Annotated in this window: 11 protein-coding genes; 5 read left to right on the top strand and 6 right to left on the bottom strand. The window is 61.1% G+C overall.

Annotated features, from left to right (window positions below):
* Window positions 1–3 precede the first annotated feature (3 nt).
* Window positions 4–360 carry a hypothetical protein gene (locus tag BXA01_RS15840; RefSeq protein ID WP_016772443.1) on the bottom strand — a complete coding sequence of 119 codons (357 nt, stop codon included), beginning with the start codon at window positions 358–360 and terminating at the stop codon, window positions 4–6.
* A gap of 37 nt (window positions 361–397) precedes the next feature.
* On the opposite strand from BXA01_RS15840, the gene BXA01_RS15835 reads away from it, so the two are divergent.
* The gene (locus BXA01_RS15835; protein WP_076564660.1) at window positions 398–1,369 is read left to right on the top strand and encodes a CobW family GTP-binding protein; all 972 of its coding nucleotides are present in this window, start codon (window positions 398–400) and stop codon (window positions 1,367–1,369) included.
* A gap of 6 nt (window positions 1,370–1,375) precedes the next feature.
* Here BXA01_RS15835 and BXA01_RS15830 read toward each other — a convergent pair whose 3' ends face one another.
* On the bottom strand, window positions 1,376–1,789 hold the full coding sequence (locus BXA01_RS15830; RefSeq protein ID WP_076564658.1) for a DUF3301 domain-containing protein: 414 nt from the start codon (window positions 1,787–1,789) through the stop codon (window positions 1,376–1,378).
* A 117-nt stretch (window positions 1,790–1,906) separates the two neighbouring features.
* Between BXA01_RS15830 and pdxY the strand changes: the two genes are divergently transcribed.
* Complete coding sequence (gene pdxY / locus BXA01_RS15825) at window positions 1,907–2,779, top strand: pyridoxal kinase PdxY (protein ID WP_042608042.1); 873 nt, start codon at window positions 1,907–1,909, stop codon at window positions 2,777–2,779.
* A gap of 107 nt (window positions 2,780–2,886) precedes the next feature.
* On the opposite strand, the gene BXA01_RS15820 is transcribed toward pdxY, so the two are convergent.
* Window positions 2,887–3,369 carry an acyl-CoA thioesterase gene (locus tag BXA01_RS15820; protein WP_016772447.1) on the bottom strand — a complete coding sequence of 161 codons (483 nt, stop codon included), beginning with the start codon at window positions 3,367–3,369 and terminating at the stop codon, window positions 2,887–2,889.
* 278 nt (window positions 3,370–3,647) lie between these two features.
* Here BXA01_RS15820 and BXA01_RS15815 point away from each other — a divergent pair, with 278 nt between their 5' ends.
* On the top strand, window positions 3,648–5,411 hold the full coding sequence (locus tag BXA01_RS15815; protein ID WP_076564656.1) for a cation:proton antiporter: 1,764 nt from the start codon (window positions 3,648–3,650) through the stop codon (window positions 5,409–5,411).
* A gap of 21 nt (window positions 5,412–5,432) precedes the next feature.
* On the opposite strand, the gene BXA01_RS15810 is transcribed toward BXA01_RS15815, so the two are convergent.
* The 3 genes from BXA01_RS15810 to uvrD all read right to left on the bottom strand — a co-directional run bounded on the left by BXA01_RS15810 (window position 5,433) and on the right by uvrD (window position 9,274).
* Window positions 5,433–5,840: an SMI1/KNR4 family protein gene (locus BXA01_RS15810; protein ID WP_076564654.1), complete on the bottom strand. Its 408-nt coding sequence runs from the start codon at window positions 5,838–5,840 to the stop codon at window positions 5,433–5,435.
* A gap of 135 nt (window positions 5,841–5,975) precedes the next feature.
* Window positions 5,976–6,851 carry a Tim44 domain-containing protein gene (locus tag BXA01_RS15805; protein WP_016772449.1) on the bottom strand — a complete coding sequence of 292 codons (876 nt, stop codon included), beginning with the start codon at window positions 6,849–6,851 and terminating at the stop codon, window positions 5,976–5,978.
* A gap of 239 nt (window positions 6,852–7,090) precedes the next feature.
* Window positions 7,091–9,274, bottom strand: a complete 2,184-nt coding sequence (uvrD, locus tag BXA01_RS15800) for a DNA helicase II (RefSeq protein ID WP_016772450.1) — start codon at window positions 9,272–9,274, stop codon at window positions 7,091–7,093.
* Between the two features lie 256 nt (window positions 9,275–9,530).
* On the opposite strand from uvrD, the gene BXA01_RS15790 reads away from it, so the two are divergent.
* Window positions 9,531–12,404, top strand: coding sequence for a GGDEF domain-containing phosphodiesterase (locus BXA01_RS15790; protein WP_076564652.1), 2,874 nt, complete (start codon window positions 9,531–9,533; stop codon window positions 12,402–12,404).
* A 127-nt stretch (window positions 12,405–12,531) separates the two neighbouring features.
* Entirely contained in the window at window positions 12,532–13,398 is an 867-nt protein-coding gene (gene hexR / locus BXA01_RS15785; protein WP_007962240.1) for a transcriptional regulator HexR, read from the top strand.
* Window positions 13,399–13,615 lie beyond the last annotated feature (217 nt).

Here is a 13,615-nt window from a genome sequence, read left to right as displayed (position 1 = left end):
ACATCAGGGCTTGCGCCAGGCGCCCTGACTCTGGCCTTCGCAATATGGCTTGAGATACGCCGCATCAGTGGCCACGCCGTAATAGTGGATATCCTGGCGATAGGGCATATTGGCGACTTGCGCGTTGCTGCACACGCCGAAAGCGCCGCTGGGGCACTGGTCGACGTATTGCACCTCGACCTTCTGCCCGGCCAGCGTCGGTTGGCAGAAGCCGTCATTGAACAATTTCTGCGGAATCGTCCGGTTCTGCTGACAGACTTTGACGTCGAGCCGTTCGCCCTGTGTGTGCACCACGCAGGCCTGAGCCCACGCTTCACTCGACAGCAGCGCCAACAGCAACGACCATCCCGACCAGCGCATCTTCGATCTCCTCAACTGTCCGCAGAAAGTACCCGCCATGTTGCAGAACATTCCGACCCACGTCATCGCCGGCCCGTTGGGCGCCGGCAAGACCAGCCTGATTCGCCAGTTGCTGGCGCAACGGCCTGCGGACGAGCGCTGGGCGGTGCTGATCAACGAGTTCGGCCAGATCGGTCTGGATGCTGCATTGCTGACGAATGACGCCGATGGTATCGCACTGGGTGAGGTGGCCGGGGGCTGCCTGTGTTGCGTCAATGGCGCGCCATTCCAGATCGGCCTCGGCCGCCTGCTGCGCAAGGCCAGGCCGGATCGACTGTTTATCGAGCCATCCGGGCTGGGCCATCCGGCGCAGTTGCTCAAGCAACTTAACGAGGCGCCGTGGCTGAGCGTGCTGGCGGTCCAACCATGTGTTCTGGTTCTGGACGCTCAGGCATTGCACGCGGGTAGGGACTTGCTGGACGCCCAGCAGCAAGCGTTGGCCAGCGCGGGTTTGCTGTTGTTGAACAAGGCCGAAGATCTCGATGAAGCGGTTCGAGAGAAAATCGCCAGCCAGTTGCCGCCCGTCAGGCTGATCTGGACGCAGCAAGCGCAACTGCCTCTGAGCGAGCTTCCGGGGCTGAAAGCAAAAGCAAAAGCGAACGAAGGCGCAGGGCATCTGCCGCTGCCCACTGGATTGGCACAGCTGCCAGCGGTCTGGAGCGATCCGGCCGAACCGATTTGCCTGAGTCAGGCGCAGGAGGGTGGGTGGAGTATCGGTTGGCGCTGGCATCCGGGGCAGGTATTTGATCAAGCACGCATCGCCGATTGGCTGAGCGCGCTCGACTGGAAGCGGGCGAAACTGGTTATCCACAGCACGGATGGCTGGGTTTCGGGCAATGCGCTGGAGCATGCCGAGCTGAGTTGGCAAGCCAGCGAATGGCGAAAAGACTCAAGAATCGAGCTGATCTTCGCTGAACCGCAGAATATCGAACAGCTGCAAGCCGGTTTGGCTGAATGCCGGATTCAGTGAGTCAGCTCAGGGCTTCCACTTGGTATGTTCCTGGCGCCACTGGCTCAACTCGATGACTTCGGCGCGAGGCTTGTGCACTTCGACCACCGGCGGCGTATCGTCGAACGGCGCCGGGTAGGGCGCCAGTTCAATCTGCGCACTGTGCGCGCCGAACTGGGTGACGGTGCCGTTGTGGCGGCTCTCGCCGGTCACGGTGAACTCGAAGTTGTAGACCCGCGCCAGCCGACGGCGACCATTGGCATCCTTGATCAAACCGATCTTTTTCAGCGCGACGTTACCGTCCAGCAGTTCAACGCCAACATTGGTGCAATGCTGTTTGACCCGCTCCAGCGCGCGCTCGCGCAAGCCGTGATTGTGCCATAGCCAGGCACCAGCGGCGGCGAACAGCATCAGCACGAAGATGTTTTCCAGGGTCAGCATCTACATCGAACTCCAAATGATGGCGTCAGCTTAACTGTCTCGCCGGTCTGTCGTACAGGCTGTGTTTCGTCGCATACTGCGCGGCTTGAATTTCAATCGTTTTACGGAATGACCCGAATGAAACGTACGCCTCATCTGCTCGCCATCCAGTCCCACGTGGTGTTTGGCCACGCCGGCAACAGCGCTGCGGTTTTTCCGATGCAGCGGGTCGGGGTCAACGTCTGGCCGCTCAACACCGTGCAGTTTTCCAACCACACCCAGTATGGTCAGTGGGCCGGTGAGGTGCTGGCGCCGCAGCAGATCCCCGAGCTGATCGAAGGCATCGCCGCAATTGGCGAGTTGGGCAATTGCGACGCGGTGCTGTCCGGCTATCTCGGCAGCGCCGCACAGGGCCGGGCGATTCTCAGCGGTGTGGCGCGGATCAAAGCGGTCAATCCGAAGATGCTGTATCTGTGTGATCCGGTGATGGGCCATCCGGAGAAAGGCTGCAGCGTGCCCACCGAGGTCAGCGACTTCCTCCTGGATGAGGCCGCGGCCGTGGCGGACATCATGTGCCCGAATCAACTGGAGCTGGACAGTTTTTCCGGGCGCAAGCCGCAGTCGCTGTTCGATTGCCTGGCGATGGCGCGAGCGCTGCTGGCGCGCGGTCCGAAAGCGGTACTGGTCAAGCATCTGGATTATCCGGGCAAACCGGCGGATGGCTTCGAAATGTTGTTGGTGACGGCTGAGGGCAGTTGGCATTTGCGCCGTCCGTTGCTGGCGTTTCCGCGTCAGCCGGTGGGGGTGGGCGACCTGACGTCCGGTCTGTTCCTGGCGCGAGTGCTGCTGGGCGACAGCCTGCTGGCGGCATTCGAATTCACCGCAGCGGCAGTGCATGAGGTGTTGCTGGAAACCCAGGCGTGCGCCAGTTATGAGCTGCAACTGGTGCGGGCGCAGGATCGCATTGCGCATCCGCGGGTGAAGTTCGAGGCTACAGCGATCAGTCTCTGAGACCGAGTCGTCTTTATTCGCGAGCAGGCTCGCTCCCACAGGAAGAATGCATTCCAGATGTGGGAGCGAGCCTGCTCGCGAAAGCGATCAATTGAGCGCTACCCGTTTCAGGCGTCGCCCTTGATCTCCTGATAACGCTTCTCCAGTTCCTGACGAATCTGCCGGCGCTGCTGCGCCTGCATGAAGCGGCGTTTGTCTTCGCTGTTCTGCGGTTGCAGCGGTGGCACGGCGGCCGGTTTGCGCTGATCATCCACCGCGACCATGGTGAAGAAACAGCTGTTGGTGTGGCGCACCGAGCGTTCGCGGATGTTTTCGGTGACTACTTTGATGCCAACTTCCATCGAGGTGTTGCCGGTGTAGTTGACCGAGGCCAGGAACGTCACCAGTTCGCCGACATGAATCGGCTCGCGGAAAATCACCTGATCGACCGACAGGGTCACCACGTAGCGCCCGGCATAACGGCTGGCGCAGGCGTAGGCCACTTCGTCGAGGTATTTGAGCAGGGTGCCGCCGTGGACATTGCCAGAGAAGTTGGCCATGTCGGGGGTCATCAGTACCGTCATCGACAGCTGGGCGTTTCCGGGTTCCATAACGTTCTCACGGATCAAGGCTGATTGCAGGAAGCGCCTCTGCGGGCACCTGGTGGCTTTTCAAAAAGCACCGTTATCGGGACGCCGCGCGGCGGGCCGCCGTCACGCCGGTAGCGATCTGTTTCCATATATTGCACCGGCTTCCAGAGCGAAGTCGCGGTGTTAACCTGCAAAAGCCCTGCCCAAGGGCAATTCCTACATTAAAAGCGGATTTTTACCCTGCTCGCGCAGAACGTCTGACGTCTGTCCGCGCGCCTCGTCATCAAGGAGCCCACGCCATGCATGCCATCAGTTTTATTCAGGATCTGGCAGTGATCATGCTGGTCGCGGGCGTGGTAACCGTACTGTTTCATCGTTTCAAACAACCGGTGGTACTCGGCTATATCGTCGCCGGCTTCATCATCGGCCCGCACACGCCACCGTTCGGCCTGATTCACGACGAAGAAACCATCAAGACCCTGGCCGAACTCGGGGTGATCTTCCTGATGTTCTGCCTCGGCCTGGAGTTCAGTCTGCGCAAGTTGTTCAAGGTTGGGGCAACGGCGTTCATTGCCGCATTTCTCGAAATCATCCTGATGATCTGGATCGGTTACGAAATCGGTCGCTGGTTCGACTGGAACACTATGGATTCGTTGTTCCTCGGCGCGATTCTGGCGATCTCCTCAACCACCATCATCGTCAAAGCGCTGAACGATCTGAAGATGAAGAACGAGCGCTTTGCGCAGTTGATCTTCGGTGTGCTGATTGTCGAGGACATCCTTGGCATCGGCATCATCGCGCTGCTGTCGAGCATCGCCGTCAGCGGCACGGTGAGCTCGGGTGAAGTGTTTTCCACGGTCGGCAAGCTGTCGCTGTTCATGATCGTCGCGCTGGTCATCGGCATTCTGTTGGTGCCGCGTCTGCTGGCTTATGTGGCGAAATTCGAAAGCAACGAGATGCTGTTGATCACCGTGCTCGGCCTGTGTTTCGGCTTCTGCCTGCTGGTGGTCAAGCTTGAATACAGCATGGTTCTGGGCGCTTTCCTGATCGGCGCGATCATGGCCGAGTCCCGGCAATTGCTGAAAATCGAACGGCTGGTCGAGCCGGTTCGCGATCTGTTCAGCGCAATTTTTTTCGTCGCCATCGGGCTGATGCTCGACCCGCTGATTCTCATCGAATACGCCTGGCCGATTGCGGTAATCACCGTGGCCGTGGTGCTGGGCAAGATGTTGTCCTGCGGCCTCGGCGCGTTTATCGCCGGCAATGACGGACGGACCTCGCTGCGAGTCGGCATGGGTCTGTCACAGATTGGCGAATTTTCCTTCATCATCGCCGCGCTGGGCATGACCTTGCAGGTCACCAGCAACTTCCTCTACCCGGTCGCTGTAGCCGTGTCGGTGATCACCACGCTGCTGACGCCGTACCTGATTCGCGCGGCGGATCCGTTGTCGATCAAGCTCTCGGCCGCTGTGCCCAAGCGGCTCGGGCGGGTGCTCGGCATGTATGGCGAATGGTTGCGCAGTATTCAGCCGCAGGGCGAGGGTGCGCTGCTGGCGTCGATGATCCGGCGGATCCTGTTGCAAGTCGGGGTCAATCTGGCGCTGGTGATTGCGATCTTCTTTGCCGGCGCATACTTCGCCGAGCGCATGTCGTTGTGGCTGCAGGACTGGATCAGCGATCCGAGCTGGCAGAAGGCACTGATCTGGGGCGGGGCGTTGCTGGTCTCGCTACCGTTCCTGATTGCGGCTTATCGCAAGCTCAAGGCGCTGTCGATGCTGCTGGCGGAGATGGGCGTCAAGCCGGAGATGGCCGGGCGTCACACGCAGCGAGTGCGCCGGGTGATCGCCGAAGTCATCCCGATCCTCTCGCTGCTGGTGATTTTCCTGCTGTTGGCAGCCTTGTCGGCCAGTATCCTGCCGACCAACAAGCTGCTGATGCTGATCGCCGTCGTGGCGGCCGCCGTAGCGGCACTGCTGTGGCGCTGGTTCATCCGCGTGCATACGCGGATGCAGGTGGCCTTGCTGGAAACCCTCGACAACCACAAGGAGTCGTCGGGGCATTGACCACCCGGGGCGTGTGGCGGATCAGCTTTCCAGCCAGACGTCCCGCGCCCAGTGCCACACCGATTCCCAGGTTTCTTCAGCAATCAGTTCTTCTTCGGCCTGCCACAGCACCACGGTGCCGTCTTCTTCGACACAGTAGTAGTTATCGCCGTGCTGGCAGATCGGGATCAAGCTGCGATCAACACCCACGTCCCATGCATTGGCCGCAACGTCCGGCAGATAGGTGTGCGATTGCGGGTCAGTGACGGTCACCGGCTCAAGGCTGCCATAGACCACATCGCTGACGGTCAGCAAAAATTCTTTGAAGACGAACGGAATGTCGATGAACAGTTGTTCTTCGATTTCCACCAGCAGGTCTTCGTCAGGCAATTCCAAAGGAACCGGTACGGGTTCGTTGGCTTCGCGCAGTTGTTCGATGATTTCTTCCACGTCCGGGATCCTCTTGCTGAATGGCGCGGTTTATATGGGCCGGTTTATACAGTAGCTCGCCATAGATGCAACCGTGAAATGAAAAACCCCGGCCGAGGCCGGGGTTCTGTTACCGCAAGTGAAGCGCAGCAGGGATCAGCCGTTCTGGCGGATACCGGCGACCAGCCAAGGCTGGTTGTCGCCCTGCGGACGTTCCATGTTCCAGCTTTCGCTGAACACTTCGCCCTGGTCGAAACGCGAGGTTTTCGACACGCCGGTGAAGGTCAGGGTGGCGATGGTCTTGTCGGCACGATCGTCGACGCCGTCCAGTTGCACCTGCAGGTTGTCGATGTAGGTCGACTGGAAGCCATCGCCCAGATCCGCACGCTCACGCTTGAGGAACTCGAGCATTTGCGGGGTCACGAACTCGGCGATCTTGTCCATTTCGTTGGCGTCCCAGTGCTGCTGCAGCGACTGGAAGTGGCTACGCGCGGCTTCAAGGAAGCGCTCTTCGTTGAACCAGGCCGGTGCGTTGATCACTGGACGGGCGGCAGCCGGAGCAGCCGAACCACCGAAGATCGAACCCATGGCGGCAGGCTTCTGCTCGAACACTTCACGCTGCATCGGCGCGCCGGCCGGAGCGAATTGCTCCTGCTGCTTGCGACGACGGGCGGCGATGAAGCGGAAGATCACGAACGCGATCAGGGCCATGATCAGGATGTCGAAGATCTGCATGCCCTGGAAACCGTCGCCCATGAACATCGACGCGAGCAGGCCACCGGCGGCGATGCCCGCCAATGGGCCGAGCCAGCGCGACGCACCGCCGGCCTTGGCCGCGGCGCCAGCAGCACCGGCAGCGCCAGCGGTCGCTGCTGCGCCGCCCACGCCTGGAGAAGAGGGAGCCATCTGGCTGGTCTGGTGCGTCGGCGCAGCGCCGGCGCTTTTGCCACCACCAAAGCGCTTGGCGTTGGCGTCGAGGCTCATCGTCAGGCCGATGCACAACGCCATGGCGATGCTAAGAAAACGTTTCATAAAGGGTATTCCCGTTTTGTGGAGACACGCGCGCCATGTTGCACAGCTGAAGTGTTACTGGCTAGCGAGAGAGTGTTTCGGGCTTTTGCCTGACAGGTTGCGTTCAGCTTGGCGAGGCAATCAGCCGATGTACTTTTGTCTGTAGGAAAAGGCGATAGGTTCAGAGGGATTGATGCACTTGCGCCGCATAACCTGTGGGAGCGAGCAGGCTCGCTCCCACATGGGTTCAGTGCCGGTGGTTAGATCGCTTCCAGCTTGGCATAGCCGAGCATCAGCCACTTGCTGCCTTCGCTGAAGTTCACCTGCACCCGGGCCTGGGCGCCGGAACCTTCGAAGTTGAGGATCACCCCTTCGCCGAAGATCGAGTGACGTACAGCCTGACCGAGCACAAAACCGGTTTCCGGAATCTCGCTGCCGCTGAACAGGCTGCTGCCGCTCATCGACTGGTTGCCGCCGAACGGTCGGCTGACGCTGTTGGACAGGCGCACTTCCTGAATCAGGCCTTTGGGCACTTCGCGGACGAAACGCGACACCTTGTTGTAGGTCTCGCTGCCGTACAGGCGCCGGGTTTCCGCGTAGGTCATCACCAGATTCTGCATCGCCCGGGTGATACCGACGTAAGCCAGACGCCGTTCCTCTTCAAGACGCCCCGGTTCTTCCAGGCTCATCTTGTGCGGGAACAGGCCTTCTTCCATGCCCACGAGGAACACGTAAGGGAATTCCAGGCCTTTGGCGCTGTGCAGGGTCATCAGCTGAACGCTGTCTTCGTGCTCGTCGGCCTGAGTGTCGCCGGCCTCCAGCGAAGCGTGGCCGAGGAACGCCGCCAGTGGCGTCAGTTCTTCGTCTTCTTCGGTGTTCTCGAAGTTGCGTGCGGCGCTGACCAATTCCTCAAGGTTTTCTACCCGGGCCTGGCCTTTCTCACCTTTTTCCGCTTCGTGATAAGCGATCAGGCCGGACTGCTCGATGACGGTTTGCGTCATCAGGTGCAGCGGCATCTCGGCGCACTTGGCGGCAAGATTTTCGATCAGTTCGATAAACGCACCGAGCGCGCTCGCTGCACGGCCGGTCAGGCCTTTGTTGGCCACCAGTAGGCGCATCGCTTCCCACATCGACACGTCGCTGTGCCGCGCATGCTCGCGAATCGCTTCGACGGTCTTCTCGCCGATGCCGCGGGCGGGCACGTTGATCACCCGCTCCAGCGCCGCGTCGTTGCCGCGACCTTCAAGCAAACGCAGGTAGGCCATGGCGTTCTTGATTTCCGCGCGTTCGAAGAAGCGCTGCCCGCCATAGATGCGGTACGGGATGCGCTCGCGCAGCAGGGCTTCTTCAAGCACCCGCGACTGGGCGTTGGAGCGGTACAGAATCGCGATATCGCTACGGGCCAGACCGGTTTTCAGCGCACTTTCGATGGTTTCCACCACGTAGCGCGCTTCGTCGTGCTCGTTGAACGCGGCGTACAGGTTGATCGCTTCGCCGTCGCCGCCGTCGGTCCACAGCTCTTTACCGAGACGCCCGGTGTTGTTGGCGATCAGCGCGTTGGCGGCTTTGAGAATGCCGGCGGTGGAGCGGTAGTTCTGCTCCAGACGAATCGTCTCGGAGTCCGGGAAGTCCGAAGAGTACTGATGGATGTTCTCGATCTTCGCCCCGCGCCAGCCGTAAATCGACTGGTCGTCGTCGCCGACCACCATCAGGCTGTCGCCGCCCTTGCCGAGCAGGCGCAACCAGGCGTACTGCACGGCGTTGGTGTCCTGGAACTCGTCGACCAGAATATGGCGGAAGCGCTTTTGGTAGTGCGCCAGCAGGCCCGGGTGATCGCGCCACAGATCGAGGGCGCGCAGCAGCAATTCGGAGAAGTCGATCACGCCAGCCCGCAGGCACGCCGCCTCGTAGGCTTCGTAGATGCCGCGCATGGTGGCGAGGAACAGGTCGCCGCTGGCCTGAATGTGTTGCGGTCGCAGACCTTCGTCTTTCTGGCCGTTGATGAACCACTGCGCCTGACGCGCCGGCCAGCGTTGCTCGTCCAGACCGAGCTCGCGGATCACCCGCTTGACCAGTCGTTGCTGGTCATCGCTGTCGAGAATCTGGAAGGTCTGGCTCAGGCCCGCTTCCTGCCAGTGCGCCCGCAGCAAGCGGTGCGCGAGGCCGTGGAAGGTGCCGACCCACATGCCGGCCGGGTTGATGCCCAGCAACTGCTCGATGCGATGGCGCATCTCCGCAGCGGCCTTGTTGGTGAAGGTCACCGACAGGATGGAGTGAGGCGAGGCGTTTTCGACCTGGATCAACCAGGCGATACGGTGCACCAGCACTCGGGTTTTACCGGAACCGGCGCCGGCCAGGACCAACTGACGGCCAACGGGGGCTGCTACGGCCTGGCGTTGGGCATCGTTGAGGGAGTTCAGCAGAAGGGAGAGATCATCGCGCATCGGGGCATTCTAGGGTGCGCCGCAGGCCCGGGCAAACCGTGCGTTGCATTAGCCGATGAAAGTGCTGCCGATGACGACCGGTCGGTCACTGGCTGCAGGCTTCGGCCCGTCTCGCCTGAGGGGTTGCAGCGGTGCGCAAGCGGCGGAAAATTTCCCCGCAATTGTGATCGGCAGCAGTTTGGCATCGGGATCGGCTTGTGTATGCTCCGTCCACGTTTCGGGCGCACGCCCTCCTATAAGAACAAGAACGTTGCCCATGATCCTCAGCGCCGAACTGTCGGGGCCCTCCGTGGACCCCCGGGTGATCCGCAAGCACTATGCCGTCGAAATGGCGGTGGAGCGCACGCGTCTGCTGTATCAGGGCTCTTTGTTGCCCACGCTGTTCATGTTGATCAATGGTCTGGTCTGCGCCGCTTTGCTCTGGAGCCCGCAGCGCTACTTCGTGGTCAGCGTCTGGCTGGTGTGGCTGCTGTCGCTGGTCGCGCTGCGGGTGATTCAGGTGGCCGCGTTCGATTCGGCGATTCCCGATCGCCAGGCCCGGCCGATCTGGTTCCGCATGTTCCTGCTCGGTTCGACCATGACCGGCCTGACGCTGGCCGGAGCCGGCATCGCTCTGGTACCCGCTGACAACTTCATGCAGCAAGCTTGGGTGTTCGGCCTGATCGGCGCGGCAACGCTGTCGGCCAGTGTCGCCTACGCGGTGAGCCTGCCGGCGTTCCTGTCGTTTACTTTGCCGTGCCTGCTGCCAGCGATCGGCTACCTGTTCTGGGGCGGCGACGATCAGGCCCGGGGCTGGGGCTGGCTGGGTCTGATCCTGCTCGGTTCGCTGAGTGTGGTGGCGTGGCAGGTCAATCGGCTGATCGACCGTGGATTGCTTCGGCGCTTCCAGAATCAGCACCTGATCGAGCATTTGCAGCAAGCGCAGACGCGCAGCGAACAACTCAATCAGGAGCTGGGCAAAGAGATCGAACAGCGCCGCTGTGCCGAAGCGCAATTGCGTGAAGCGCAGGTCGATCTCGAAGATCGCGTGGCCCAGCGCAGCCGCGAACTGGATGCCGCCAATCAGGCCCTGAGCAAAAGCGAAGCGCGCCTGGCGCTGGCGCTCAAGGCCAGTGAGCTCGGATTGTGGGACTGGAATCTGCAGACCGACGAGGTCCATCACACGCAGATTCAGGAACTGTTCGGCCTCGCCCCGGAGTACGTCACGGCGCTGCTGCGCGACCTCAAGCCGCGATTGCATCCTGAAGATGTGCCGTCACTCAAGTTCGCTCTGGTCGAGCATCTGAAGGGGCGCACCGAGGATTATCAGGTCGAATATCGCCTGCGCCACGGCGACGGTCACTGGGTGTGGATCGAGGACCGTGGCCGTGCCGTGGAGCGCAGCGCCAGCGGCCGGGTGATCCGCATGGTCGGTACTCGCCGCGATATCAGCGCCAGCAAAAGCCTCGAAGAGCAGCAGCGGCTGGCGGCCACGGTGTTCGAAGCGGCCAGCGAGGGCATCGTGATTCTCGACCCGAACTACGCGCTGATTGCGATCAACCAGGCGTTTAGCCGGGTCACCGGTTACGAGATCGACGACATGCTCGGGCGCAACGTCGTCGAGTTGCCTTGCAGCCGCGATGCCCATCGCCACTATGTGGCGATCCGTCATGCACTGGAGCAGCACGGCAGTTGGCAGGGTGAGTTGGTGGAAACCCGCAAGAACGGCGAGTTGTACCCGCAGTGGTTGCAGCTCAATGCGGTGCGCGACAGCCGGGGCAATGTCAGCCATATTGTCGGCTTCTTCGCCGATCTCTCGGCGCGGCGTGCGTCGGAAGAACGCCTGCGCTATCTGACCCATTACGACGAGCTCACCGGCCTGGCCAACCGTTCACTGTTCCGCGAACGCCTGCACGAAGCCCATCAGCGCGTGCGGCAGGGCGGGCGCCGCAGTCTCGCATTGCTGCACATCAATCTGGATCGCTTCAAATTGCTCAATGACAGCCTCGGCCATGAAGTCGCCGATCAGCTGCTGCAAAAAATGGCGCGGCGGCTGGTCAATGCCTTGCCTGAGGCCGACACCATTGCGCGCTTGTCCGGAGACGAGTTTGCCGTGCTGTTCGATGCCTACGGCAATCTGTCGAGCCTGGCACGGGTAGCGACGCGGTTGTCGGCCAAGCTGCGTTTGCCGCTGAGCGTCGACGGGCATGAACTGGTGGTCAGCGCTTCGATGGGCATCAGCCTGTTGCCGGACAATGCGCGGGAAATTTCAGCGCTGGTCAGCCAGTCGAACATGGCCATGCAGCATGCCAAGCATCTGGGCGGCAACAATTTCCAGTTCTTCACCGACAGCCTGCAAGCCAGCACACTCGAACGCTTGCAGCTGGAAAACCACTTGCGCCGAGCCATTGAAGAACAGCAACTTACAGTGTTCTACCAACCCAAACTGTGCCTGCAAACTGGCCGCATGAATGCCGCTGAAGCGCTGGTGCGCTGGGATCATCCGAGCATGGGCCAGGTGCCGCCGGCGGACTTCATTGGCCTGGCCGAAGAGACCGGTCTGATCGGGCCGATCGGCGAATTCGTTTTGCGTCAGGCGTGCTGGCAGGCGTGCGAATGGCAACGGCAGGGCCTGGCGCCGATCCGCGTGTCGGTGAACCTGTCGGTGCATCAGCTGCGCCAAGGCAAGCTGGTCAGTCTGGTGCGGCAAGTGCTGGAAGAAACCGGGCTGGCGCCGCACTACCTCGAGCTGGAGCTGACCGAAAGTCATTTGCTCGACAGCGTCGAACACATCATTGCGACGTTCCAGCAACTGCGCGATCTGGGAGTGAAATTGGCTATCGATGATTTCGGTACCGGTTATTCCTCGTTGAGTTACCTCAAGCGCATTCCGGTGGATTACGTGAAGATCGATCAGGCGTTCATTCGCGGCTTGAGCGAGGGCAGTGCGGACGCAGCGATCACTCGCGCGATCATCGCCATGGCCCACGGACTGGCCCTCAAAGTCGTGGCCGAAGGCGTCGAGCGGCAGGATCAGCTGGAATTTCTGCGCATGGAACGCTGCGACGAAGTGCAAGGTTATCTGATCAGCCGGCCGGTGGACGCTGCCCGTCTGGCCGGGCTTTTGCGTGATCAGGCAAATCCGCAGTAAGGGCTACATGCACCGCAGCGTGCCTGATGCCGGGACATCGAGTTACGCATTGAGCAGGCAAAATGCCCATTCATGTAGTATAACTACAAGCTTGCTACATCCTTGCCCACAAGAAGAGTCCAGCCCCTTGAATCTGCTGCAACACATCGCCCAGTCACGTCACCTGTTACGCAAGTCGGAGCTCAAGGTCGCCGACCACGTGCTGCTTGACCCTGCGGCGGTGATGCACAGTTCCATGGCCGACCTGGCTCACAGCGTCGGCATCAGCGAGCCGACCATCGTGCGCTTCTGCCGCGCCATCGGTTGTTCCGGCTTTCAGGATCTCAAACTGAAACTGGCTCAGAGCCTCGCCGCCGGCGCCAGCTTCGGCCAGTTCGCGATCCACGAAGATGACTCCGTCGCCGACTACAGCCTGAAGATTTTCGACACCACGCTGCACACTTTGATGGAAGTGCGCGAGAAGCTCGACCCGGTCGAATTGCAGCGCGCAGTGACGCTGATGTCGCAGGCGCAGCGTGTCGAGTTCTACGGCTTCGGTGCTTCCGGTGCGGTGGCCGCGGATGCACAGCACAAGTTCTTCCGGTTGCTGCTGACCGCGGCGGCGTACTCCGACCCGCACATGCAGGCCATGTCAGCCGTTACTTTGAAACCGACTGATGTGGCGATCTGTATTTCCCAGTCGGGGCGCTCCAAGGATCTGCTGATCACAGCTAACCTCGTTCGCGAGAGCGGGGCGTCCTTGATCACCCTGTGCCCGAGCCAGACGCCGTTGGCCGAACTGTCGACCGTCAATCTGGCGATCGATGTGCATGAAGACACCGAGATCTACACGCCGCTGACCTCGCGAATCGCCCACCTGGTGGTGATCGACGTGCTGGCGATGGGCGTGGCCATGGCGCGCGGGCCGAGCCTGGTCAATCACCTCAAGAGCGTCAAGCGCAGTCTGCGCAGTCTGCGTTTGTCTCCAAAAGCCGTGAAAGCCCTGGATGATTGAGCAAGGTCGTTCCGACCTTGTTCGCGAGCAGGCTCGCTCCCACTGGGGATCTCCCGAGAGCACAAATTCCGGATCATAACGGGATCAAATGTGGGAGCGAGCCTGCTCGCGAAAGCGTCCCCATACACGCCGCACATTGAAATTTTCATCAGTCTGTAACCCGGACGCAGCCAAACCGTCATCCCCCACGCCTATCGTGAAACTCCCGTACTCGCCC

This window comes from Pseudomonas sp. B10, assembly GCF_900156235.1.
GTDB lineage: Bacteria > Pseudomonadota > Gammaproteobacteria > Pseudomonadales > Pseudomonadaceae > Aquipseudomonas > Aquipseudomonas siliginis.
This window is presented reverse-complemented; position numbering and strand designations above follow the sequence as displayed.